This is a genomic window from Sphingobacterium sp. KH_072, from assembly GCF_057837975.1.
On sequence record NZ_CM174457.1, the window covers coordinates 2,333,889 to 2,359,633 of the forward strand.

A 25,745-nucleotide genomic window follows, 5' to 3' on the forward strand; every position below is an offset into this window, starting at 1 on the left:
CTATTAATCTTTTCCAAATTTGCCTTGTAAGGCTTTTAACATGTCGGAAGTAACGGGAACCGTTTTTTCCTTTTTCTTGTATTGTGGTGCGTTAGGACGTTCTGTGTTCGTCTTTACATCCGTTGTTGGCCGGTTCGGTGTTGATGCTGTATTGATATTTTTGGGAGCGGCTGCTTTCTGTTCTTTACGCGCGTTCCGATATGTATTCCAGATATTCTCCAATACCTTTTTGGTGTATAGTGGAAAATCACCATTCTGCATCCAGGCGTAATAGCTCGGCTCCACATCAAAGACATCGACCACCTTTTTACCTTTATGCTTACCAAAATTGATGCTTGGATCGCCATCTTGATCATAAACCAATCTACCTGCAAAATCCACTGGCTTACTCAAGTTGGTAAACTGATGCAAAGCATCGACATCATTGACCACTGGCTTAGATACTACTCCTGCCTTGTCTTCGAATGATACGCCTTCGTATTTATCCAATTGTGCTTTCAGCACCGAATAAGTAGCGCGAACATCGGCCTCTGCGGTATGTGCATTCGTTAAATCATCATGGCAATAGAATTTATAAGCCGCCTTTAACGTCCGCGGCTCCATCTGGTGGAAGATGTTTTGTACATCTACGAAAGAACGGCCTTCTAACGAAAAGGAGATTTTTGCCCGTAGAAATTCTTCCATCAACATCGGTACATCAAATTTGTTGGAGTTGTATCCAGCCAAGTCGGCATCCGCAATGAAGTCTGCGACCTCCTGCCCGATCTCATCAAATCCCTTCAGATCCTTCACATCTTCATCACGAATTCCGTGAAAAAAGGTAGATTCAGCAGGAATCGGACGTCTCGGGTTGACGCGCATGGCCAATACCTCTTCGCCACCGCCAGGTAATACCTTGAGAATGGCAATTTCTACGATTCGGTCGGTAGCAATATTTACTCCGGTAGTTTCTAAATCAAAAAATGCCAACGGACGGCGCAAGTTCAATTCCATGATGATATGTACAAATGTAAAATTTGATTACAAAGGTACGAAACATCTCTCTGCCTGACCAAAACTTGTGCATCTATATGACGCTTTTCCTGTGCGTTTGTAGACATTACCACATAGATTTTACGTGAATTTGAGATTCGATGACATTGTCATTGACATTTAATTCGTATTCTTGGGGTGGAATGATCCAAAAATATTTTGATTAGCGAGTTTCATGAAAAACTTACGTTCGACGGTTTTCTATATTGCCATAGTCATTTTCTTTAGCTTCTTTATGTACTGGATCATCCAGCAAGGAAGTGCCTTAGAATCGGGGCGAGATGTACTCATCCCCACTTCAGAAAATGGCGCTTGGACAGATTTTTTGGAATCGATCAAAGAAAGCCTGAAATACCCACTATCGATCTTATTGATCCAGATTGTAGCCATTATATTGACTGCCAGAGTGTTTGGATGGATCTGTGTAAAAATTAAGCAACCTGTCGTGATTGGCGAGATGTTGGCTGGTATTATTCTAGGTCCGTCATTGCTGGGTCTTTTCTTCCCAGAATTTTTCGCAGTACTTTTTCCGCAGCAATCTTTGGGCAATTTGCAATTCTTGAGTCAGATTGGCCTCATCCTATTTATGTTTATCGTGGGCATGGAGCTGGATCTGCATGTTTTACGCAATAAAGCGCATGATGCCGTCGTCATCAGCCACGCGAGCATTATGCTACCTTTCGCACTGGGCATTGGATTAGCGTATTTCTTATATGAAAATCATGCTCCAGAAAATGTTCAATTCCTTTCCTACAGCTTGTTTATAGGTATTGCGATGAGTATAACAGCTTTCCCCGTATTGGCCCGAATTGTACAAGAACGCGGTTTGCAAAAAACACGCTTAGGCACGGTCGTGATTACCTGCGCAGCAGCGGACGATATTACCGCTTGGTGCATTCTAGCAGTCGTAATTGCAATCGTCAAGGCCGGTTCATTCGTGTCGGCATTGTATACGATTGGCTTGGCATTAGCGTATGTAATTATCATGATCAAAATCGTCCGACCTTTCTTCCAACGAATCGGACAGGTAAACTCAACCAAAGAAACGTTGAGCAAGCCCATTGTGGCTATATTCTTTTTGATGTTGATTCTATCAGCATACACCACCGAAGTGATTGGTATACACGCCTTATTTGGCGCATTTATGGCGGGTGCCATTATGCCAGAGAACAATAAATTCCGCAATCTATTTATTGAGAAAATTGAAGACGTAGCTTTAGTATTATTACTGCCTTTGTTCTTCGTATTCACCGGTTTGCGTACGCAGATTGGTTTGTTGAATGATCCATCACTGTGGCTTATCACCGGTCTTATTATCTTGGTGGCCGTTGTCGGTAAATTTGTAGGTAGCGCTTTGGCCGCGCGCTTTATGGGGCAAGGTTGGAAAGACAGCTTGAGCATTGGTGCGCTGATGAATACGCGTGGATTAATGGAATTGGTCGTGCTCAATATCGGCTATGATTTGGGTGTTTTATCTGCCGAACTGTTTTCGATGATGGTGGTTATGGCTTTGGTGACCACGTTTATGACTGGCCCTGCTTTAGATCTGATCAATTGGGCGTTCCGCGATAAAGGAAAACCAGCTTTTGTCGAAAAGATAGAAAGCCAGTTCAATATCTTATTTAGTTTCGGCAAAACGGAATCCGGACAAGCCCTACTCCGCTTGTCCAACGCGCTGACGGCCGGTACTCCTGAACAGTGCCAAGTCGCTGCACTGCATGTATCGCCTGCCAATGAACTGCATCATTATGAAGTAGAGGAGCAAGAGACAGAGTGCTTCCGCAAAATACTGGATGACAGCAAAGTGCTAAAGAGACCGATTAAAACCTTATTCAGGATTTCAAGTGATATTGATCATGAGATTGTGGATGAGGTCGAATCAGGTCAGTATGATATGCTCTTGATTGGCACCAGTGAATCGATCTACGAAGGCAGCTTGTTGGGTAAAATCATTGGTTTCACCTCCAACATTATCCATCCAGAGAAATTGTTTACCAGCAGAGCTGGCGTGTACAGCAATAAATTCTATGAACGCACCAATCGATTGCTCTCAAAAGTAGATATTCCTGTTGGGGTTTTGATTGACAAGGGTCTAGAGAAAATAGATCAGGTAGTAATGCCGATCTTCTTTAAAGAAGATCTATTCTTGCTGCAATACGTCGATAAGCTTATCGGTGCTAATCCACAAGCAAGACTCATATTATGGGATGTGGATGCGCAATTTACAGCGGTCGATTTATTGAGCGAAGTAAAACTTAAAAATCCAACCTGCCATCAGCGTATTGACATCTTTACAGGTGAACCCATTGGTCACGAAAAATTACTAAAAGATCGATTGATCTTAATTAGTCTAGTCAGTTGGGAAACCTTATTACAGCAAAAAAGAAATCTACGAATAGACCCCTCTTCCGAACTTGTTATACGTGATCGTATACAACGGTAAATTTTGTACCTCCGTTTGCCGGTTTAGTAGATGTTAAGTAAAAACCACGGCTTCTGCAAGTTGGTCAGAATTCATTTGTACTAGCAACTCCTATTTTCACCTACCCTAATATAACAAAAAATAGGTATACTTCACGATTAAGAGAATTTGTAAATTAGAGCATAAATTAAATTAAAAAAATAATTAATTTCTCTATAAGTCATAATAGTCCATTGCTATTCGGTCATAATTGTATTTTAATGTACTTGAATGTATAAATTTTCATGTAACTCTAAAAACACTAAACATCAAGTTTCGATTAATGCATAATCATCGGAATAATATCGAATAAATAAGGTACGCCTAAAACTAAGTAGAAATTTATCCGGAGCATGTAGCAGCCACAGAAGACAGTTTTAATTCCGCTCTTACAGTTAGAAAATGGCTACACGCTATACAACAGACACACAATACACTAACTATCAGCGAAATGAAACAAAGAATTAATTACAAAGGAAAAGATGTGGACATAGATTTGACTCCACAGCAAATTCAACGTGCGATGTTTCAGTCCATATCATACACCGATATAAAGACATTAGCAGATGCCTTATCCTATCTAGGTGAAACTACCATATCTTTTGAACAACGAACTGCTTTCGATGACGATGCACAAAAAGCGTACAAAGAGTTGGAAGTGATCTGTCAAGCCATCCGACAGGGAAACGAGCTCGGGGAATTTTGGTATTATCCTTGGTTCACATCTGTCAATTCTTCATTAGGGTTCAGCTATTGCGACTTTGGTTATGGTAGTGCTGGTGCATTTGTAGGTTCGCGACTTTGCATCGAAACCTCAGAAAAAGCAGCCTACATAGGTAGACAGTTTATTGATATATATTATCGATACATTAATGGAGAGAGGCTCGCACAACCTGCGAATTTAGCGTCTAAAAAGAAGATTTTCAAAGACTATATTGATATCAAAACATTTAAAAATGCATGTGAGGCACTCGGGGTCAATGAGAATGCATTTCATTTAGAGCACCAATCTCTACCGGAGGATGTATATGCTTACATGCAATTGCGGATTATATCAAAGGCTCTTAACACTTGTGAAAACTCAGAATATCCCGATAATGATATGCGAGCCTATTTTCCATACTTCTACTCTGTACGCTCACCAAAAGGCTTTTCATACATTTTTGGCGGAAAGACCTCCGGTACCGGAGTACGACTCACCTATAAAACAGCGGGAATAGCAGAATATGCCGGTAAGCAATTTTTGAAAATCTACAACAAATACATGAGCTAAATATATTATTCTAAAGCGCTGTATATTAACTTTTTATTAAAAAACTTAATATTAAATCATTAATGATATTTTATAATCTTTATAGAAATTAATATACCATTATGAAACACCACAAATTAAACCGTCCTATAATACCCTTTGTTGCACTCATCCTATTTGTAGCTTGTAAAGACACAGCACTGACCACATCGGATAGTACGATCACTGAGCCACGTAATGTATGACCTGCACCAATTGCAGGACCTGATGCTCAACCTTCGAGCGGAGAAAACAGTAATTTATATCTTGGAAATCCATCCAACGCACAATCATCTGTCGTCTTCAACACCAATTATTTGATAGATCTCAAATATTATACGATTTCTTATAATGCTAATAGAGGAACACCCAACTGGGTGAGCTGGTACCTAGATCGCAATTCCATGGCGGCCAATGTACCGCGCCAAGATAATTTTGCAGGCTATGCTGGTTTGCCTTCCAATTGGTACACAGTACTAACTACAAGTTACACCAACTCTGGATTTGATCGCGGACACAATTGTCCGTCAGCAGATAGATTAAGTTCCATCGCTGCCAATTCTGCCGTGTTTCTTATGGTCAATATGATTCCACAAGCACCTCGTAACAATCAAGGTGTGTGGAATAATTTTGAAACTTATTTGCGTACACGCGTGAATCAAGGAAATGAAGTATACATTATCATGGGTTCTTACGGCCGTGGTGGAACAGGAAGTAATGGCGGTGCCTTAACCATAGATCAAGGGCGTGTGACCGTGCCATCTAACGTGTACAAAATAGCCATAATATTACCTGTTGGCACAAATGATCGTGCTAGAATCGAAAATGGTCAAGCAGAAATTATTGTGATAGACACACCTAATCTCAATACCGTGGGGACGAGCTGGCAAAACTATCGTGTAACCATACGTGAGCTGGAGAGCAAGACGGGATACAACTTTCTGTCAACCTTATCTGCCGGCGCACAAAACAGAGTGAAAAATGTATTGAGCAATGCGGCGTAGCTGAGTGATTAACCGCTCGAATATACTTACTTATCGCACTATCTCGTAAAATTCAGTGCGATAAGCGAGTTTTTCTAAGATCTCAGAAAATCGATGGTTCAATGCATGCATTAAGGTGCATCCAGTGGAAGCCAATTATTTACCACGGAAACACTTAATAAAACGTATGATTATTAGCACGCACACGACTGATCCATGCAATCACTTGCGAAAAGATAAGAAAGCCGATCGTGATCGCGACAACGTAAATCGCTACTCCGCCCCAGCCTCCTACCCGCTCTGGATTGAGAAATGGATAAGGATACCAACCCGTTAGTTGAGCGCGGATAAACGTATAAATTGTCCACAGTAACGGAAAGATCAACCAGATAATTGCTTGGCTTGCCGTTGTAGGCGACTTGGATGGCCAGATCAACCACCATAACACAATGAAAAGCGGACCCAATTCGTGCAATATAAAATTTTTCCAGTCAAATACATCTGGTGTGGCATTCACCTCTGCGCCCTGCAAGAGCGTAGCCGCGACCAAACCAGTGATGATCATATACAGCACCGCTCCACCACGCAGGTAGCTAAACCACTTAGCAGCGGCTTGCCGCTTTAGGATGTAAAATGCGGCTAATACATAGGTAATAACTGCCAAAATATTGCTTTGGATGGTAAAGTAACTAAACAAATTCCACCCATAAGCGTGCGAATCTTTATCAAAACTCCAAGCCGACCAAGGGCTGATCGCAAAAATTGTGAGCAGAGCCATTAAAAGCAAAATGACTGCATTAGGCCATTTCACCGGTTCGGCATTCGGGTTTTGTGTCATAGTAGTTGCTGTTTTTGCGATTATCAGACTACAATATATCATTTTTGAACAAGAAAATACGTAGATTTTGCTTCTCCATAAGCCAAGCATAATTTAAAAACGACCTGTGTGCAGCTAATATCTGATACAGATTATATTGTACTAGTGATAGACTTTCTAAAACCTATTTTAAACCATCCAATCTATTATAATATTGCTGGGAATTGCCCTATCTTTGCTCGACTTCTTTTGTCACAGCCTTAAGGAAGTTTTAGACACAAGAAGTCACGATTTACACGCGATTATTCGATAGAATTAAAAACCAAATTACATGTCTTCCGAAAATACATCTTCTACTAAATATGCCGTTATCTTTGATATGGATGGCGTTATTGCTGATACCAATCCTTTCCACGCCAAGGCCTTCGAGGCATTTTTTGATAAGTACCAAGTGGAATATACGCAGCAAGCATTCGAGCAGCATATCTATGGCAAGCACAATAGCTATATCATGCAGCACTTTTTCGGAAAGCCACTTTCCCCACAAGAAATCGCTTCTTTAGAAGCAGAGAAAGAAGGCCTTTTTAGAGAGATTTATAAGACGGTCGCCACACCTGTCTTTGGATTAGTAGAATTCCTTCATGATCTTAGACAGAATGGCTTTTTACTTGGAGTTGCAACTTCTGCACCGCAGGCAAATATGGACTTGGTATTGGATGCGTTAGGTATTCGCGATCTTTTTCAGTCCACGCTTTCTAGTGAGGATGTCAAGTTGCACAAACCACACCCAGAGGTATATTTGAAATCGGCAGAAGTGCTAGGTGTATCCGTACAAAATGCCATGGTATTCGAAGATTCTTTTTCGGGCGTTACCGCTGGTAAAGCGGCAGGAATGAAAGTGACCGGTGTACTCACATCGCACAAAAAGGAAGAATTGCCCCCTTGCGCGGCCTACATTAGAGATTATAGAGATATCAATGCCGCGACGGTGAAATCTTTATTGAAATAACATGTTGGATGCCGCTTGGGCAACAGCTTTGCAGCTGCTACCTACTCCACAAGCTTGGTTTTTATACTTACTATGTGCCTTGCTTATCGGTATGTCGAAGACTGGCATACAAAATATTGGCACCGTAGCTGTCCCATTTTTCGCTTTGTTATTTGGCGCTAAGTATTCTACGGGTATTGTGCTCATCATGCTGTGTATTGCAGATCTCACCGCAGTGATTTATTATCGCAAATCACTGATTTGGTCCGAAGTAACAAAGTTACTGCCATCTGCGTTGATTGGCCTTTTGGCAGGCTTGGCATTGGGAAATGGCATAGACGACCAATTGTTTAAAACAGCTATGGGCATCTGTATCCTTGTTGGTGTAGGCATCATGCTGTGGTCATCCCGGCAAACGGAGGAAAGTACTAAGCAACTCGTCGCTAAAAAATGGTATTCGCCCTTATTTGGCTTTATCGTTGGTTTTTCGACGATGATCGGAAATGCGGCTGGTCCTGCGCTATCCGTTTATTTGCTCACCAAGCGCATGTCCAAACTGACTTTCGTCGCTACAGCTGCTTGGTTCATTATGATTCTCAATTATATCAAGATTCCATTACAAGCTTTTGTTTGGCAAAATCTCTCTATTGCTGGTCTGCTGATAAATATCGTTTCCATCCCCTTTATCCTTTTGGGTGGTTTGATCGGCATTAAGCTGGTACAAGTGTTAAAAGAGCAGCATTTCCGTTGGGTCATTATGACTTTGGTGATCTTTTCTTCGCTGATGCTGATTATTATGTAAGGCCGTCGTTTATGAACCGAACATCATCGATCATCCTCCATAAATCACTGATTATTAAAACGAAATAGCGTATCATTTATTTCTTATCGCTAAGCTCTACTCCTTTATACCCTACCAAACATCACTTAACCCATCATTACATTAATTTGTGCTACCTTTGCCGATATGGGAGAACAACAGTATTTAGCCAATTTGGGGATCACGGCATTGAACGAAATGCAACAAACCGTTTCGAGCACGTACAACGCTGCGCATGATTTGCTTTTATTGTCTCCCACTGGGAGTGGAAAAACACTTGCTTTCTCCCTGATTATTCAAAAAAGATTACATGACGATGCGAATGGAAAAATTCAGGCATTGATCATCGCTCCTACGCGTGAATTGGCTTTGCAAATTGAGCAAGTACTACGCAAAATGCCAGACCATCCGAAAGTAACTTGTCTTTATGGTGGTAACGATCTCCGGACAGAGAAAAACAAACTCAAAGAAGCACCGCAGATATTAGTAGGTACACCAGGGCGAATCATCTACCATCTGGAACGCCATAATATCGATCTGACGCATTTGAATACGCTGGTCTTGGATGAATTTGATAAATCCTTAGAACTGGGTTTCCAGGAGCAAATGGAACAAATCGTGAGCGAAACAAGGGCACCATTTCAGATGCTGACTTCGGCTACGGAATTGGAGGAAATTCCTCCATTCCTAACGCTAAAGAATCTGGAAACCATCAATTACTTGCATGAAAAAGGTTACGCGCCAGACATCACTTTCCGCACGGTAACGGCTAGTCCGCAAAACAAACTCAAAGCATTATTAAGGTTGATCTGTAAGTTAGGTAGCGAGCAGAAAACGTTGATATTTTGTAATCACCGCGAAGCGGTGGATCACATCAGCGAATTATTAGCTGATCGAGATATTATTCACGATGTTTTTCATGGCGGTTTGGAGCAATCGGATCGCGAATTGGCATTACTCAAATTTCGGAATGGAAGTACGCATATTTTACTCACCACCGATTTGGCCGCGCGCGGATTGGATATTCCGGAAGTGGATGCCATCATTCACTATCAGCTCCCGTACAAACAAGACGCTTTTGTACATCGCAATGGCCGTACCGCGCGTATGCAGGCCAAAGGAACGGTGTATTTGCTCTTAAAACCTGAAGATGATTTCCCATACCTTACCGATGCCATGGAAGAGGAGATCTTGGAGGATGAATATCCGCTACCTGCAAATAGCAAAATGACCACTTTGATGTTTACCACTGGTAAACGCGATAAAGTAAGCAAAGGTGATATTGTTGGCTATTTACTCAAAACAGCCGGTATTGATAAAGAAGAGGTCGGAATGATCGAAGTAAAAGAGAAAAATGCTTTTGTAGCGGTAACGCGCAGTAGCGTGACGACTATATTGCAAAAAGGAAATAACGGTAAAATCAAAGGAACTAAAGTGCGTATACTGCGTAGCTAAGCAGTATATAGCGCTTTATTCGGCTGTTTTAGGAATGGCAATATCGCGTCGGGCACCAGTGCAGATACATCGCCACCATTTCGCAAGATATCGCGTACAATTGTAGACGAGATATGCCCTAACCCACTCCTACTCAATAGAAAGAAAGACTCTACTTCGGGCGCTAAAATCAAATTGTTTTGCGCGATGGCATTTTCGAATTCTAGATCGATACCATTGCGCAATCCTCTCAACATAAATTGCGCTCCCACCTCTCGGCAAAAGTTTACCGTCAAGCCCTGAATACATTGCACCTGCACTTTCGCTTCATGGGCAAATACTGCTTTGATCGCTTGTTCTCGTACCTCAAAAGGAAGCAATCCCTGCTTTGATGTATTGACCCCAATAGCAATAATGATTTCATCAAACAACGGTAACGCACGTAGCACCAAGTCTTGGTGTGCACGGGTAAATGGATCAAAAGAACCGGGAAATACAGCGATTTTTTTCATCGTAGTTGATTAAAGTTCGTCGTGACTGTAAAAACTAAAAGAAGAATATCCGTATTTACGCACATCGCGCAATAAGGGGTGACTTAGCATCTGCCTAGTAGAAGGATGTTCGATCACCAAAATACCTTCTGGTCGCAATAGATTATTGTCCAGAATCATATGAGCTAGCTGCGGCAATCGATCTATATCGTAAGGCGGATCGGCAAATATAAAATCGTATTCTCCTTGCTCCTGTTGCACAAATTTAAACACATCTGCTTTGCGTGTGCTAATGCCATCGAGCTGATGCTCTTTGGCCATTTCGGCGATATATTTTAAGCATTTGAAATGAGCATCGACCGATAATACAGATTTAGCTCCGCGAGAAGCCAATTCAAAAGAGATATTTCCAGTTCCAGCAAATAGATCTAAGCATACAGCACCATCTAAATTGATACGGTGTTGCAGAATATTGAACAGCGCTTCTTTCGCAATATCTGTCGTCGGACGCACAGGAAGATTAGCTGGCGGATTGATCCGTATTCCGCCAATACGACCACCAATTATGCGCATACCTCACGTTGAAACAACATACCAAGTAAAGGCGAACTAGGGTGTAACACAGCGCTATTGGCGTCGGCAGCCGGCAACTGTATATGATCTACCTGCTTTGAGAACTGCTGCACAAAGGCCAATAAAGGATGGTTTTTATCTTGATTAGCCAATGTGATATTTTCCAGTGAATCGATGGCGAAATCACTCATAATCCGACGGACGTAGTAGCCTAAATCCTCCGCATTGGTGACGTAAAAATTGTTATAAAACAAAAACTTACCGTCTTTCAGCAAAATCACATGCACATAATTCGATTGCTCATATAAGAATAGCTGCGCGCCTTGCGCAGGAAGCTGCTCTGGGATCAAGTCAAATAAAACTTGAAACACAGGCAGGTACGTAGCATCTGGGAACAATGCAAACCAACGTTGATATAACAAGGAATCCAATTGATAGATCGCGTGCGAACCAAATCGCAGCATAGCTACTGTGTAGATATCCTGATCATTTTTGTTTACGAGATATTCTCCATAAATATCTTCATCTTCTTCCTGATAAGCTTCCGCGGGCACAAAAGTGAAGCTATGTTGTGGAATCATGATCGAGACATGCCGAAAAGGCAGCGCCAATAAACGCGTCGCATCAATAGTAGGGCTCGCCGAAGCGTATCGGATATAAGCTTGCACCGTATTATTTTCGTCCAGAATCATCAAAACGTCCTCTTGATGACCAGCTTGAATGATTAATTTGTAATAAGACAAATGCTGAATACGAAAATCTGCAGAAATATAGTTCATGTCTTGTAGCATAACACAACAACAGTATAAACAAAAATAGCTTTTAAAATTGGATTGATCAACCTTTTAGATAACTTTGAATGTGCAAATACGGGATTATTTAGAGCAAAACTTTCAGCAAAAACCAACCGAACAGCAGCGCGCGGTATTTAGATTGTTAGAAGATTTTTTAGCACGATTCGATTCTCACACCCTGTTCATTTTAAAAGGATATGCCGGTACAGGAAAAACCACGATCATTAGTGCGCTCGTAAAAGTGCTTCCTCGACTGCAGAAAAAAACAGTTCTACTAGCTCCAACTGGTCGTGCTGCAAAAGTCATCAGTCACTACTCCGGACGTACAGCATTGACTATTCACAAAAAGATTTACCGTAAGAAATCAGCCGCTTCTGTGGCCATGGATTTCACCTTAGCAGATAATTCACATGAAGACACCTTGTTTATTGTGGATGAAGCGTCTATGCTATCCGATGATCCCGCAAGCGTATTCAAAAGCAGTTTGCTAAAAGATCTCATTACGTATGTGCAAAGTGGGGAGCGATGTGTATTGCTTTTTGTGGGCGACACAGCGCAATTACCACCAGTCGGCATGCTACAAAGTCCAGCCTTGCGGCCAGATTATATGGCTAGTCGGTACAATCTGTACGTATCCCATTATGAGCTGACAGATGTAGTACGGCAAGATAAAAATTCCGGCATTTTATTCAACGCTACCAAGATCCGACAGGAAATAAAATTGGAAGATGAAACAGCAGAATATCCATTTCCGCAATTCATCACCCGTCCATATACAGACGTATTTCAGATGACGGGCGAACGCTTGATCGATGGATTGCATTACAGCTACGATAAATTTGGATTGGAAAACACCATGGTCATCTGCCGATCCAATAAAGCCGCCAACTTGTATAATCAGCATATTCGTAACCAGATCTTGTTTCGCGAAGAAGAGATTACGGGTGGCGATCTGATTATGGTCGTCAAGAATAATTATTACTGGTTACAACAGCACGATGAATCGCATACGGGTTTTATTGCCAACGGCGATATGGCAGAGATCCGAAAGGTATCTAATGTGCATGAGATGCATAATTTTCGTTTTGCCGATGTGATGATCGATTTTCTAGATGGCAATGAGCACGATACGATCCAATGTCGGATCTTACTAGACAGTTTGTATGTGGACAGTCCGAATTTGCCGCAAGATCAATTGCAAAAGCTGTACGAATCTATTTCATCAGATTATGAAGATATTTCCGACCGCAATAAACGGGCGGAAGCCATTAAGAAAGATCCCTATTTTAATGCCCTGCAAATCAAATTCGCCTATGCCATCACCTGTCACAAGGCACAAGGCGGACAGTGGCCAGCCGTATTTATCGATCAAGGTTATTTGAATGATGAAATGCTTACCACCGAATTTCTGCGCTGGCTCTATACCGCGCTAACGCGAGCTACGCGAGAATTATATCTGGTCAACTTTCATCCTAAATTCTTCCAACCGCCAAGCTAATGAACGCATCCGAAGCTTATCAGATGCAGAAAACTCGTTTTATGCTCTGGTTAGAAAAACACGAATTATTAGATATCAGTCCACTGCACGATAAGGATGTTGACCTCGACAAGCTGTTGCCTCTTTGCGTAATCGAGGACACACGCAACAATCTGGCACTGCACGCCATCTGGTTTTTAGAAAAATATGCCCTAGCACATACGGCAGACCTTCCTATCATCTTCGACTTTCTACTGGATAACCGTTTAAGAATTACCATAGAAGGCGCTCAGCGGATTTTAGGCAATATCTACCTACAGGCTCTTAAGAGCTCATCGTGTGCAATTACACAAGAGCAAGACGAAGAACTCATCAACTGCGGCTTTGACTGGCTAACTACGCCCGGCAAATCCATTGCTGTCGTAGCCAACTCCTTCGAGTTATTGTACACCTTGTCGCTTCGCCACGAATGGATCAAAGAGGCGCTCGAATCAGAAATCAGGCTGATGCTCGAACGTGGGGCATCACCGGCCGTCTTATCCAGAGGACAAAAAGTATTGAAACTATTGCATTGTAAGCCCAAGCACAGATTGTAACAGGTTACCGTTCGACCAGCTCCTTTACCTTTTCGCCATAAAAATCGGTTTCGGTCGGCACTTTCTTCGAAAGCTCGTACCATTTTCTGAAAGCGGATATAAATACAATCAGCATCAATGCCATCGCAATGATGGCTAAACTAGCTAATAGATAATCGCCTGCCGGAATGTATATATTCGCCACTTGCAGATAACCTGCCCAAAAAGTGATGAGCGCCATCATCACGCCAGGAACGGCGGCACACAAAGCATACTTCCCTCGATCCATCCGCAATAGCATTGTCGTACAGACAATCAAACCACAAGCCGCTAATAATTGATTACTAATACCAAATAATGGCCAAATGCTACTAACGTTTCCCGTGTAAACGAGGTAACCCCACGCAAAAGTGAATAAAAAGCTCGCGATGATAATGCCCGGCATCCAATCTTTGTCGCGGAATTTAGGAATTACGCTTCCCAACATTTCTTGCAAGAAAAACCGACCAACACGTGTACCTGCATCAATCGCAGTTAGGATAAATACTGCTTCGAACATAATGGCGAAATTGTACCAATACGCCATCACCTCGTCCATATATGGAATGCTATTGAAAATATGCGCCATGCCAACTGCTAATGAAACCGCACCGCCGGTACGACCTTGCAAATCAACACCAATTTTCTCCATAAAATGCGGTAGATCAACGGTGTGAAGATGTGGATTATCGATCAGGAATTGCGCATAACCAGCGGTCGGCGTATTGATTGCAAAGTAATCGCCTGGCATCAAGGTACAAGCAGCGATAAGCGCCATCAAGGCCACAAAACCTTCGACTAGCATCGCACCATATCCTACAAACAAAATTTCTCGTTCATTTCCGATCATTTTTGGTGTCGTCCCGGTGGCAATTACTGCATGAAAACCAGAAATCGCACCACATGCGATAACAATAAAAATAAATGGTAGTACAGGGCCACCGATTACTGGGCCACCACCATGAATAAATTCTGTCAACGCCGGCATTTGCAAAGTCGGATGCACAAACACAATTCCTATAGCCAACATAAGTATCGTTCCGATTTTTAGATACGTAGACAAATAATCACGTGGCACAAGTAAAAACCAGATAGGCAACACAGATGCTAGAAAACCATAGATGGCAATAGCAATAGATATGGTCGATACATCCCAGTGAAATAGATCATTGAGAAACGGAATTTGCATTAAATTGTGTCCACCAACGATACCAGCAATCAGCAATACGCCACCCAAAATACTAGCGAAAGTGATGCTATTCTTACGATAGCGCATAATTAAGCCCATGATAATTGCGATCGGCATGGTAATGATTACGGTGAAAAGTGACCATGATGCTTCGTGCATCGCACTGATACAAGCCAGCGACAAACCAGCCAAGGTCAGAATTAAGATAAATAGCACGGCAATTCCAGCAATTGTACCTGTCATTGGCCCAATTTCTTTAGAAGCGATCGAAGCCAGACTTTGCCCTTTGTGCCGCATAGAAGCAAATAGCACCACCATATCATGCACGCCTCCAGCCAGCACACATCCTATCAATATCCACAATGTGCCGGGCAAATACCCAAATTGCGCCGCCAATACAGGCCCAACCAATGGACCAGCAGCAGCAATAGCTGCGAAATGGTGACCAAACAAGACATTTTTATTCGTTTTCACATAATCACGGCCGTCTGCAAATTCAACGGCTGGTGTGACTACTTCGGCATTTAATTTCAGCACTTTACTAGCCAAGAAAAGCCCATAAAACCGGTAACCAATGGCCAACACAAGCAATGCTACGAAGACTAATGTTAAGGCATTCATACCGTCTAGAAATTCCATTTTTACTGATTTTAATACACAATAAGGTTTATAAATGACTTAATCACCGCTCAAGCGAACAGGAATGTTAAGTGAAAATTAATAAATATTCACTTAAATAAAGGCAATTTAAATGAAAAATTTTCAAAACCAATATTGCACACCACTTTCGACTAGGCTTTTTGCATTGAGGTGCTTTGGATTCACCTAAAGAAATATGTAGGAGGCTAAAATAAGGTATTACCTCTAGGATAGAGCTTGCCTAAATGGGTAAATGCCAGTTCGGTACATTCGCGACCGCGAGAAGTACGCATCAAATAGCCCTCTTGAATCAAGAACGGCTCGTATACTTCTTCGATCGTACCTTCATCCTCTCCTACGGCTGTAGCAATGGTTTTTAATCCTACTGGACCACCTTTAAACTTATCTATAATAGTTGACAAAATTCGGTTGTCCATCTCATCTAGGCCATGTTCATCTACATTGAGCGCATTGAGCGCAAACTGCGCGATGGCTTTATCTATATTTCCTGTCCCTTTTATTTGCGCAAAATCACGCGTCCGCCGTAGCAATGCATTGGCAATACGCGGCGTACCACGGCTGCGTCGCGCAATTTCATAAGCGCCTTCTTCCGAAATCGGTATGCGGATGATATAAGCGGAACGTTCGACAATCGTCGTCAGTAACTTCACGTCGTAATATTGTAAACGAGAATTGATCCCAAAACGAGCACGTAAAGGTGCGGTCAGCAAGCCAGAACGGGTCGTTGCACCTACTAAAGTGAAAGGATTGAGACTAATTTGCACAGAACGGGCATTAGGTCCCGTTTCGAGCATGATATCGATCTTAAAATCCTCCATAGCCGAATACAAATACTCTTCGACCAAAGGACTTAAACGATGTATCTCATCGATAAATAGAATATCTCCTTCATCTAAGCCAGTCAACAGTCCGGCCAGATCTCCCGGTTTGTCCAACACTGGACCAGAAGTAATTTTGATGCCCACGCCCATCTCGTTGGCAATAATATGTGAAAGCGTGGTCTTTCCAAGACCCGGAGGGCCATGCAACAAAACGTGATCTAAGGCTTCGCCACGTAGTTTTGCGGCTTTTACGAAGATGGACAGGTTTTCCAAGATCTTAGCTTGCCCGGTGAAATCTTCAAAGGTTTGTGGACGCAATACACGTTCCAAGTCTCTATCGGTGTGGCTTAGCCGTTCTGCATTTGGATCTAGATTTTCGTTCATTAGTTACTCCCCTTTCTATTCGATTTCTTAAACAAACTCGCCCATTTCAAACTAATTACACCCCAAAATGCTTCCCTAAAAATCTTGGTACTCATCTTTGAAGTACCGTGCGTACGATCGGTAAAGATAATCGGTACTTCCACCACTCGAAAACCATCTTGGATGGCTTTAAATTTCATCTCGATCTGGAAAGCGTAACCCACGAAACGAATTTTGTCTAAAGGAATCGTCTCTAATACTTCGCGTCGGAAACAGACAAAACCTGCCGTCGCATCCTGAATATCAATACGCATAATAGCGCGCACATACATCGAAGCAAAATAAGATAATAGTACGCGCTTCATTGGCCAATTCACCACATTCACACCTTGAATGTAGCGCGAACCTACTGCCATGTCTGCCCCTGTGATGCAGGCCTCTTTTAAGCGCAGCAAATCATCTGGATTATGACTGAAATCGGCATCCATCTCAAAAATATAGGCGTACGAACGTGCTAATGCCCAGCGAAATCCATGAATATAAGCCGTACCTAAGCCCAGTTTCCCACGGCGTTCTTCGATAAACAGCCGATCAGGAAAGGAGTGGCACAATTCCTTCACAATCATCCCGGTACCGTCTGGAGAACCATCATCTACGATCAATATATGGAAGTCGCCCTCCAAAGAAAACACTTTCCGAATAATGCGTTCTATGTTTTCCTTTTCATTATAAGTAGGAATGATTATCAGACTGTCTGCCACGGTATATTATTGATCTAAATGATAAAAGTACTAAATTAAATCTGCTATCTTACGCCGTGCATCAATCGTTTGATGAATGGAGAAAGTGCAAACAGCACCACTGCGGCTACAATAGAATAGATCGCTAATTGCTGGTAGCCATCGGTATACGCCATTAGTTTGTCTAATGACGTAGCATTGTCATCCGGAGAAGACATACCTGCTCCTAACAATCCCGCAACATATTGTCCGTAAGCACTTGCCAAGAACCATAATCCCATCATCATACCGCCCAAACGTTTCGGAGAAAGCTTGGTAATCATAGATAAACCAATCGGCGACAAACACAATTCACCGATGGTAACGGCCAAATAAGCTAAGGTAAATACGCCTAAAGAAGTTTTGCCTTCTGCATCTGCAAAAAAGCGCGTACCGAAAAACAGGTAGTACGCCAAACCTAGGAATACAAAGCCCAGAGCAAACTTGATAACCGTATTAGGCTCGGCCTTCTTCCGGGCCATGGCCAACCAAAGCAGTCCTAAGAGCGGACTGAACACAATCACAAACAAGGAATTTGCCCCATTGTTGACGACGTTGGGATCTATATGGAAGAAGAAAAGATTATCATGTAGATTGTTATTGGCAAATAGCGCTAAGGAACCGCCCGCCTGTTCAAAAATGGCAAAGAATAAGATGGAAAATACAATAAGAATCAGTGCAGCCAACAATTGTTGGCGCGCCTTCGAATCACCTTCTCTTTTCATCTGCACGAAAAAGTAGCCCAAAGCAATCGGCCCGATGATGTACATAAAGTAATCGGTGTACCGCGTATTATTGATCATCATAAAGATGAGTGGAATACTGGCAAGCGCGGCTAAATAAACAAATAACTCTGTCCGGATACGCGTGGCGTTAGGCATGTGTAGCAGAGGACTATTGCCAATCGGTTTGATGTGTTTTTTTGTCGCTAAGAAGATGATTAATCCGATCAACATCACCAGCGCTGCTGCCGCAAAGGCATAATTCCAAGAATAGTTTTTACCGAGATATACACACAGAATACCGCCTAACAGTGCACCGACATTGATACCCGAATAGAACATCCCAAAACCGGTATCTCTCCGTGGATCATCTTCTTTGTATAGATCGCCCACCATCGATGAGATATTAGGCTTAAAGAAACCCGTTCCAATGATCGTCAGCGCAATACCAAAATAGAAATAATCGTGCGGTGACAAAGCAATCAATCCATTGCCTAGCAACATCATCGAAGCACCAAATATCAAGGAACGCTTAAAGCCTAAAAACTTATCCGCAAAAATACCCCCTACGAAGGTAAAGGCATATACAAAAGCCTGAATAGCCCCATATTTTAGATTAGCATCGCGATCGGACAGCAACAGCTGATCGACCATGAAGATGGCTAAAACACCACGCATTCCGTAAAAACAGAAGCGCTCCCACATTTCTACCAAAAAGAGATACCACAGTTGTTTTGGGTATTTACCCTCAAAATTCTGAATATCCTCTAACGTCAATTCTTTAGACATACGTACTTGTTAATAATTGGCTATTTGACGCCGTGCATTAATTTTTTGATCAATGGATTTAATAAGATGACCAGTAAACCACCCGCAGCCGGAATAATGGTAAATAGAAAGAAGAAATGGCTCAGCGAATAATTCTCCTGAATCACTTCGACCTGTCCGCCTAGAATAGCCGCTAACTTTTGTGCAATGGCAATCGCCAAGTACCACATCCCAAACATAAACGCCAGCATACGTGCAGGCACTAATTTGGAAACATAAGACAAACCTACCGGAGATATAAAAAGCTCACCAATGGTGTGAAATAAATAAGTTAGCACCAAAAATATCATCGACATCTTCACACCAGAACCCACTTGCAAGGAACCCATGCCTAAGATTAAGAATCCAATCGCCACAAAGAACAAACCTAAGCCGTATTTCACCGCGGCAGACGGGTTGTATTTAGAATCCCAAAGCCTAGAGATAGTCGACGCTAAAGATATAATAAAGAAGGAGTTAAGAATAGAGAACCAAGAAACTTTGATAGCAGAAACTTCGGCCGTAAATTCGCGGTACAACATCCAGATGCCTGCTCCCCAGATCAGTATAAAACAGATAAAGAGAATAATATTAGAAGCAGCCGTTTTCGACCAAGTAATGATCGATAAACGTACCAACACCCACGAAATAATAATCAGCGGTACAATCGTTAGCAAGGTATTGACCGTATTGAAGATGTACAAGCTATTTCCCGTCAACTCCCGATCCACATAATCGCGCGCAACAAGTACCAATGACGTAGCACCTTGCTCAAAGCTCATGAAGAAAAATATCAGGAATACGGCTAAAAGAATAACGCCAAACATGCGATCTCTTACCACCTTCGCATAACGCACAATGCGAGAGACAACTAAAGCGAGAAACGTAACCAGAGCCACTATCACCACGATGGTTTGTCCGCGAAGGCTATCTGTATCCAAGAAGGCAAACATGTCTAGTACGTTGTTTTTGGATAATGGATCATTGAAAGCGTAGGTTAGTCCGACAATAGAAACAATCACGATCAGGAAGAAATCTAGCTTGGTAAAACGATTGTAACTCGTTTCTCCCTCTTCCAGATTAGTCACTTCTTTTTGCTCTGCCGCAGTTGTTTTTTTCAACACACCTAAATCGCCCATTACCGGCTTTGCTAACCAGAATTGGATCGTGCCAAGCAACATAAATATTCCGGCGAGGCCGAATCCCCAGTGCCAACCCACCGTTTCTCCTAAATAACCACAAAGCATCATGCCGAAGAATGCACCTGCATTCACCCCCATATAAAAGATGGTATACGCACCATCTTTCTTCTCGGGGCGATAACGGTACATTTCACCCAATATAGCGGGCATATTTGGCTTGAAAAAACCCGTACCAATCACTAAGCCGGCCAATCCGATAAAAAACATGATCGGCGAATTGAATGCCATCGCAGCATGACCCAAAGTCATGATGATCGCACCGATAATCACGGCAGCACGCGATCCAATATATTTATCGGCAATCACACCGCCAAAGATTGGCGTGATGTAGAGCAACATAGCGTAAGTACCATACAAAGCTCCAGCCTGCTCGGCAGACCAGCCCCAACCTGGATTAGTTGTTAATACAGAGGCGGTCAGGAATTGTATGAGCAATACACGCATACCATAAAATGAGAAGCGCTCCCACATTTCTGTGAAAAACAGCACAAATAATCCTGGAAAGTGCCCCAATAGCAACTTATCTGGCTCGCTATCGGTAGCGCCTGCTGGATTTATAGGTGAAGATGGAATCATAAGATATAAAAAGGATGTATTTTCAAGTCCCAAAGTTAAAAAAATAAGTGAAGACACTTATCTACTTCTAAAAAACAAAAAAGCGCCTCTGGAAGGCGCTTCTGTATATGATATTTTGAATTCTTATCTGATGCCGTGCATCATCCGTTTTAGCATTGGATTGAACGTAACCAATAACACCGCGACTGCCACCGGCAAACCAGCGATAATCAGGAAGAATACGGAGATGGAGTACGCATTGGCAATCTGATCAATGTAGCCACCGAGCCAACCTGCTAAATAATTAGCGATAGCTGTAGCCATGAACCAAAAGCCAAAAATCAATCCGACTAAATTCTTAGGTGATAGCTTGCTGATATACGATAATCCAACCGGAGAAATACACAGCTCGCCCATCGTATGAAAGAAATACGCTAAAACTAACCAAAGCATACTTACCGAAGCAGTTAATGCACCTTGTGGAATATCGCGACTACCATAGGCCATCGCCACAAAACCAAGCGCTACCAATACCAAACCGAGTGCGAACTTGATCGGGCCAGATGGATTCCAAACTTTCTCCCAGAGCTTGCTGAACATGGAAGCGAAGGTTACGATAAAGAACGCATTCAGGATCTGAAACCATGACACAGTTATCTCGGTTTCTGTAGTATTAAACTCGTTATTCACTTTCCAAAAACCTAATGCGGCGATCGAAGCAAAAGACAGCATGGTAAAGAAAATAGTGAGCGGATAAGCGTGTATAATTTTGCGAGACAAACTTATCAATACATAGGTAACGATGGCAATCGGCATGATCGTCAATATCGCATCGATCCACTTAAAGCTAGTTGCAGCTGTACCAGAAAGTATGCGCTGCGTATAATCTTTAGCAAAAATCGTCATGGATCCACCTGCTTGCTCGAAGGCAAAAAAGAAAAGGATACTCGCAACCATCAATACACCCGCCACGATCAATCGATCGCGCACCACATGATTTGGCGCTACTTCTTCTTCGATCACTTCGGCCACTTCTGTCTCCAATGGAATTTGGTGTCCCGGTTTGTCGCCTACTACACCAAAAATGCGCTGTCCGAAGTAGAATTGTAGCATTCCAAAGAACATAAATACACCTGCAAGGCCAAAACCATAGTGCCAGCCTACTTTCTCACCGATATAACCACAGAGCAGTGATCCTAAGAAAGCACCCGCATTGATACCCATGTAAAAAATCGTGTAGCCAGCATCTTTTTTCGCGCTAGAATCAGGGTACAGTTGGCCTACCATGGATGAAATATTGGGTTTGAACATACCATTACCCAATACCATGAATGCTAAACCTAAGTAAAAGAAATTCTCAGAAATACCTTCGAGTGCCATCGACGCATGCCCTAAAGTCATGATAAATGCACCAATTAAGATGGCTTTTTTATATCCTGTTAATTTATCGGCTAGAATACCACCGATGAGTGGCGTGAAGTATACCAAAGTTGTATACCATTTGTACAAGGAAAGAGCTTCTTCATTATTCCAACCCCATCCGCCTTTGGCGATTTCTGATACTAAAAATACGGTCAACAAAGCCCGCATACCGTAATAACTGAAACGCTCCCACATTTCCGTAAAAAATAGCACCAGCAAACCTGCCGGATGTCCGAAGACCATCTTGTCATCAATACCCTTGGTGGCCAAGTGATTTACTAGGCCTTCATCGTTCTGTTGGTTCATATAAGTTTTAAAACAATCTCTGATTAGTTGTTAGCCCACACATCGTTACCGCATTTAGAGCGTGCTTCATAGCTGATGTGAGGTCTACAAAGAAAAGAAAAATAACGGCATATCTGCTGCAACGTCATAGATCTTTTACATGCTTAGGCTATTTGAAAACGCTGCAACAATTCCTTGGTCAGTTTGATGCCTTCGATCTCACTATGTTTATCTCCCTCGTATTCAATCCCTACATAACCTGTATAACCAGCATCACGTACAATCTTCATCATGCGCGCATAATCGATATTCGCTTCGTTGCCTTGCGCATCAAACACATTGGATTTGGCACTTACGCCTTTGGCGAATGGCATTAGATCCGTTACACCTTGATAGCGATCGTACTCATAGAAGTTCCCAAAATCAGGCAGGGAGCCACAGTATTTGTGGTCGACGGTTTTAAGTACATTCGAAAGCCAAGCGCCATCTGATGAAATGCCACCATGATTCTCCACGACCACACTAATACCAGCATCCTGACCATACCCAGCTAAGGTTCTTAAACTTTCTACAACACGCTTGCCTACTTCGTCTGGTGTACCTTTACCAGCAGCATTCACGCGGATAGCGTGGCAGCCCAACTGCTGTGCAGCATCTATCCATTGATAATGATTTTCTACGGCTGTTTTTCTCTTGGCCGTATCGGCGTTACCGAGATCTCCCTCACCATCGACCATAATCAGCACATTCTTGACATCATGATCTGCCGCTCTAGTGTTCAGATCTTTCAGATAGGAACTATTGCGCACCTCATCTTTAAAGAAGCGACTCACATACTCTACTGCATAAATACCAAATTCTTGGGCAGCGAATGCTGGAAAGTCAATATTCTTTAGATCACCTTTGAAAAGCGTACGGTGCAGCGACCATTGCGCTAGCGAAATACTAAACCAAGGTTTGTTGATGGAATGACCGAATAGATCGTTGATCGGTACCAATGCTAAGCCTGCTCCCAACAGACCCATGTTTTGTAAAAATGTTTTTCTTGATTGCATACTCATATTTGTTAGAGTTTATACGGATATTCTCGCTATATATTCGGCCATCCTGCAGTGAGTACATCCACCAAGTGAATAGCCTGAATCGGTAGTCCTTGTTTTTCAATAATAGCCTGCAAATGCATCAAGCAGGTGTGATCTTGGCAAATGATGTAATCGGCTTTCTTCGCGAGGCCGTGCTGTATAACTTCGTTGCCCCAAGCTACGGACAAAGGCACATAATCAGCTTTCGTCGCTCTTCCCATTTTGCAGCTTTTGCTGTGCTGCTCGTCGGTTATTAAATCCAATCCGCCCACTTGATTCAGTAAGCGCAAGGCTTCGTCGTGCACTTGATATCCATTCCAATGGGCACAAGCCGGATGAAATATGGCCGAGGAGACGAACTCTGCTCCAAAATACTCTTTTCGAACGACATTTACCAAGAAATCAGTGATCTCGAAGATATTGCGCTGCATTTGCCGACATTTATTATGATCGGTAGAGTTGGTAAACAAATCATTAAAACCATCGCGTACCATGCCCACTTCGGTCAGTGACGGCGATACGATATAATCGATGCCTTCAAAATCATTGAGGTATTTCGCACCAATCTCTTTGGCTTCTTCCCAATATCCTGCTTCATACAAATCCACGCCACAGGTGGTTTGTTGTGGATTGTAAGATACCTCACATCCTGCGCGCTCCAACAAACGAAGTGTGTTGAAGGCAGTCTGCGGATAAAATTGATCGATAACTCCAGGAATGGATAATTCTACTTTATGCATGTGTATTTTTTGTGGCTTTTCGTTCAAATCTGTATAAACTCATCAAGAGAATTAGTCCGATGATGAAAAACACCGACATAAACAGTGCCGAATACCGGATATTGTGACTCAACTGCTCGATGATCGCAAAGCTAAATAAACCAAGTACGATGGCAACTTTCTCGGTCACATCATAGAAACTAAAGAATGAGGTCGTATCTTCCATAGTGCTGGGTAACAGCTTAGAATAGGTAGATCGCGATAAGGATTGTATACCGCCCATCATCGCGCCTACTAGCATAGCAAGAATGTAAAACTCCACCTTGGTCTGTATAAAAAAGGCGGCCACACAGATAAAAATCCACACACAAACCACACCAATTAGTACCATGGTATTGCCCAAAGGCTTCGCCAATTTAGACATAAGATAAGCGCCCGCTATCGCAATAAGTTGTATGAGCAGAATGGCAGCAATAAGTTCTGACATCTCCAGACCGATCTCTTTCATACCGAATGCCGTAGCGACGATCATCACTGTTTGTACGCCCATCGAATAAAAGAAATACGGAAAAAGGAAACGTTTGATAGCGGGAATCTCTTTAATTCGCTGCCACACGCTACCAAATTCCTGACGTACTTTCTGGCCAATTGTCCAACCGGAAGGCATGGCCGAAGGTCGGCTTTCGGGCAAGCGCCGAAAAGGAATTTGTGAAAATCCTAACCACCACAATCCCACTAGAAAGAACGAAAGTCGTGCTGGCAAAGAAGGATCCGTAATGCCAAACCATTCGGGCTTTAATACAAATAAAAAACAGATCAGTTGCAGCGTGACACAGCCTACATATCCATATGCAAAACCTTGCGCGCTGACGCGATCTTGATGTTCTACGCTAGCAATGAGCGGCAAATAGGAATTATTAAACGCTAAACCTCCAATATAACCCGCTGCCGCAAAAGCGTATAAAAAGATGCTAATCTCTAACGTTTCTAAACGAAAAAAGAAAAGCCCCATGCAAGCTAAAGCACCCAAATAGGTAAATAACTTCATGAAGTATTTCTTGCGTCCACGCACATCGGCATATGCCGAGATAAAAGGTAGAGCAAATGCCATAATCAGGTACGCAATAGATAATGCAAAGTTCGACAAGGCCGTGTTAACAATCGGGTAATCAAAGAAATACACCACGTCACCATGCATTTCGGTATAGGTAATCGCCGTGTAGTAAGCAGGGAAAATCGTAGAGGTAATGACTAGATTATAGGCAGAATTAGCCCAGTCAAACATGGCCCAAGAACGGATGGTTTTAGGGTTGTCCTTTTGTAAAGTCTGAATATCCATAGAGTTGAAAGCGAATATACCACAA

The 25,745-nt window shown here is 42.5% G+C and carries 22 protein-coding genes; 8 read left to right on the top strand and 14 right to left on the bottom strand.

Annotation, left to right across the window (positions count from 1 at the left end; genetic code table 11):
* Positions 1 to 3: 3 nt before the first annotated feature.
* Positions 4 to 993 (bottom strand): exonuclease domain-containing protein, encoded by a 990-nt coding sequence (locus tag AC3IRT_RS10725; protein WP_489393247.1) that lies wholly within the window; start codon positions 991 to 993, stop codon positions 4 to 6.
* A 214-nt stretch (positions 994 to 1,207) separates the two neighbouring features.
* Here AC3IRT_RS10725 and AC3IRT_RS10730 point away from each other — a divergent pair, with 214 nt between their 5' ends.
* From AC3IRT_RS10730 to AC3IRT_RS10740, 3 genes are all read left to right on the top strand, one after another.
* Positions 1,208 to 3,475 carry a cation:proton antiporter gene (locus tag AC3IRT_RS10730; RefSeq protein WP_489393248.1) on the top strand — a complete coding sequence of 756 codons (2,268 nt, stop codon included), beginning with the start codon at positions 1,208 to 1,210 and terminating at the stop codon, positions 3,473 to 3,475.
* Positions 3,476 to 3,944: 469 nt separating this feature from the next.
* A complete protein-coding gene (locus tag AC3IRT_RS10735; RefSeq protein ID WP_489393249.1) occupies positions 3,945 to 4,766 on the top strand; it encodes a hypothetical protein in 822 nt (273 codons plus the stop codon).
* Positions 4,767 to 4,999: 233 nt separating this feature from the next.
* On the top strand, positions 5,000 to 5,788 hold the full coding sequence (locus AC3IRT_RS10740) for a DNA/RNA non-specific endonuclease (RefSeq protein WP_489396126.1): 789 nt from the start codon (positions 5,000 to 5,002) through the stop codon (positions 5,786 to 5,788).
* 154 nt (positions 5,789 to 5,942) lie between these two features.
* On the opposite strand, the gene AC3IRT_RS10745 is transcribed toward AC3IRT_RS10740, so the two are convergent.
* Positions 5,943 to 6,605, bottom strand: coding sequence for a Pr6Pr family membrane protein (locus AC3IRT_RS10745; RefSeq protein WP_489393250.1), 663 nt, complete (start codon positions 6,603 to 6,605; stop codon positions 5,943 to 5,945).
* A 310-nt stretch (positions 6,606 to 6,915) separates the two neighbouring features.
* Between AC3IRT_RS10745 and AC3IRT_RS10750 the strand changes: the two genes are divergently transcribed.
* The 3 genes from AC3IRT_RS10750 to AC3IRT_RS10760 all read left to right on the top strand — a co-directional run bounded on the left by AC3IRT_RS10750 (position 6,916) and on the right by AC3IRT_RS10760 (position 9,847).
* Positions 6,916 to 7,593, top strand: coding sequence for an HAD family hydrolase (locus tag AC3IRT_RS10750; protein WP_489393251.1), 678 nt, complete (start codon positions 6,916 to 6,918; stop codon positions 7,591 to 7,593).
* A 1-nt stretch (position 7,594) separates the two neighbouring features.
* Positions 7,595 to 8,374, top strand: a complete 780-nt coding sequence (locus tag AC3IRT_RS10755) for a sulfite exporter TauE/SafE family protein (protein WP_489393252.1) — start codon at positions 7,595 to 7,597, stop codon at positions 8,372 to 8,374.
* Between the two features lie 165 nt (positions 8,375 to 8,539).
* Positions 8,540 to 9,847 carry a DEAD/DEAH box helicase gene (locus AC3IRT_RS10760; protein ID WP_489393253.1) on the top strand — a complete coding sequence of 436 codons (1,308 nt, stop codon included), beginning with the start codon at positions 8,540 to 8,542 and terminating at the stop codon, positions 9,845 to 9,847.
* Here AC3IRT_RS10760 and coaD read toward each other — a convergent pair.
* Genes coaD through AC3IRT_RS10775 form a run of 3 tightly spaced genes read right to left on the bottom strand, consistent with a single transcriptional unit; the run spans position 9,844 to position 11,669 of the window.
* On the bottom strand, positions 9,844 to 10,338 hold the full coding sequence (gene coaD, locus AC3IRT_RS10765; protein WP_489393254.1) for a pantetheine-phosphate adenylyltransferase: 495 nt from the start codon (positions 10,336 to 10,338) through the stop codon (positions 9,844 to 9,846). The genes AC3IRT_RS10760 and coaD overlap by 4 nt on opposite strands.
* A gap of 9 nt (positions 10,339 to 10,347) precedes the next feature.
* Positions 10,348 to 10,890, bottom strand: a complete 543-nt coding sequence (gene rsmD, locus AC3IRT_RS10770) for a 16S rRNA (guanine(966)-N(2))-methyltransferase RsmD (RefSeq protein WP_489393255.1) — start codon at positions 10,888 to 10,890, stop codon at positions 10,348 to 10,350.
* Positions 10,881 to 11,669, bottom strand: coding sequence for a DUF3822 family protein (locus tag AC3IRT_RS10775; RefSeq protein ID WP_489393256.1), 789 nt, complete (start codon positions 11,667 to 11,669; stop codon positions 10,881 to 10,883). Before AC3IRT_RS10775 ends, rsmD begins: the two co-directional genes overlap by 10 nt.
* A gap of 82 nt (positions 11,670 to 11,751) precedes the next feature.
* Here AC3IRT_RS10775 and AC3IRT_RS10780 point away from each other — a divergent pair, with 82 nt between their 5' ends.
* Positions 11,752 to 13,182: an ATP-dependent DNA helicase gene (locus AC3IRT_RS10780; RefSeq protein WP_489396127.1), complete on the top strand. Its 1,431-nt coding sequence runs from the start codon at positions 11,752 to 11,754 to the stop codon at positions 13,180 to 13,182.
* Positions 13,182 to 13,757 (top strand): hypothetical protein, encoded by a 576-nt coding sequence (locus AC3IRT_RS10785; protein ID WP_489393257.1) that lies wholly within the window; start codon positions 13,182 to 13,184, stop codon positions 13,755 to 13,757. The genes AC3IRT_RS10780 and AC3IRT_RS10785 overlap by 1 nt, the downstream gene beginning before the upstream one ends.
* A gap of 4 nt (positions 13,758 to 13,761) precedes the next feature.
* On the opposite strand, the gene AC3IRT_RS10790 is transcribed toward AC3IRT_RS10785, so the two are convergent.
* The 9 genes from AC3IRT_RS10790 to AC3IRT_RS10830 all read right to left on the bottom strand — a co-directional run bounded on the left by AC3IRT_RS10790 (position 13,762) and on the right by AC3IRT_RS10830 (position 25,720).
* Complete coding sequence (locus AC3IRT_RS10790; protein WP_489393258.1) at positions 13,762 to 15,603, bottom strand: carbon starvation CstA family protein; 1,842 nt, start codon at positions 15,601 to 15,603, stop codon at positions 13,762 to 13,764.
* 206 nt (positions 15,604 to 15,809) lie between these two features.
* Complete coding sequence (gene ruvB, locus AC3IRT_RS10795) at positions 15,810 to 16,829, bottom strand: Holliday junction branch migration DNA helicase RuvB (protein ID WP_489393259.1); 1,020 nt, start codon at positions 16,827 to 16,829, stop codon at positions 15,810 to 15,812.
* The gene (locus AC3IRT_RS10800) at positions 16,829 to 17,569 is read right to left on the bottom strand and encodes a polyprenol monophosphomannose synthase (protein WP_489393260.1); all 741 of its coding nucleotides are present in this window, start codon (positions 17,567 to 17,569) and stop codon (positions 16,829 to 16,831) included. Before AC3IRT_RS10800 ends, ruvB begins: the two co-directional genes overlap by 1 nt.
* Before the next feature lie 44 nt (positions 17,570 to 17,613).
* Positions 17,614 to 19,098 (bottom strand): peptide MFS transporter, encoded by a 1,485-nt coding sequence (locus AC3IRT_RS10805; RefSeq protein WP_489393261.1) that lies wholly within the window; start codon positions 19,096 to 19,098, stop codon positions 17,614 to 17,616.
* A 20-nt stretch (positions 19,099 to 19,118) separates the two neighbouring features.
* Positions 19,119 to 20,894: a peptide MFS transporter gene (locus AC3IRT_RS10810; protein ID WP_489393262.1), complete on the bottom strand. Its 1,776-nt coding sequence runs from the start codon at positions 20,892 to 20,894 to the stop codon at positions 19,119 to 19,121.
* Between the two features lie 123 nt (positions 20,895 to 21,017).
* On the bottom strand, positions 21,018 to 22,601 hold the full coding sequence (locus tag AC3IRT_RS10815) for a peptide MFS transporter (protein ID WP_489393263.1): 1,584 nt from the start codon (positions 22,599 to 22,601) through the stop codon (positions 21,018 to 21,020).
* A gap of 143 nt (positions 22,602 to 22,744) precedes the next feature.
* Entirely contained in the window at positions 22,745 to 23,641 is an 897-nt protein-coding gene (locus tag AC3IRT_RS10820; protein ID WP_489393264.1) for a sugar phosphate isomerase/epimerase family protein, read from the bottom strand.
* 29 nt (positions 23,642 to 23,670) lie between these two features.
* Complete coding sequence (locus AC3IRT_RS10825; RefSeq protein WP_489393265.1) at positions 23,671 to 24,402, bottom strand: heterodisulfide reductase-related iron-sulfur binding cluster; 732 nt, start codon at positions 24,400 to 24,402, stop codon at positions 23,671 to 23,673.
* Complete coding sequence (locus AC3IRT_RS10830; protein ID WP_489393266.1) at positions 24,395 to 25,720, bottom strand: MFS transporter; 1,326 nt, start codon at positions 25,718 to 25,720, stop codon at positions 24,395 to 24,397. Before AC3IRT_RS10830 ends, AC3IRT_RS10825 begins: the two co-directional genes overlap by 8 nt.
* Between the last annotated feature and the right edge of the window lie 25 nt (positions 25,721 to 25,745).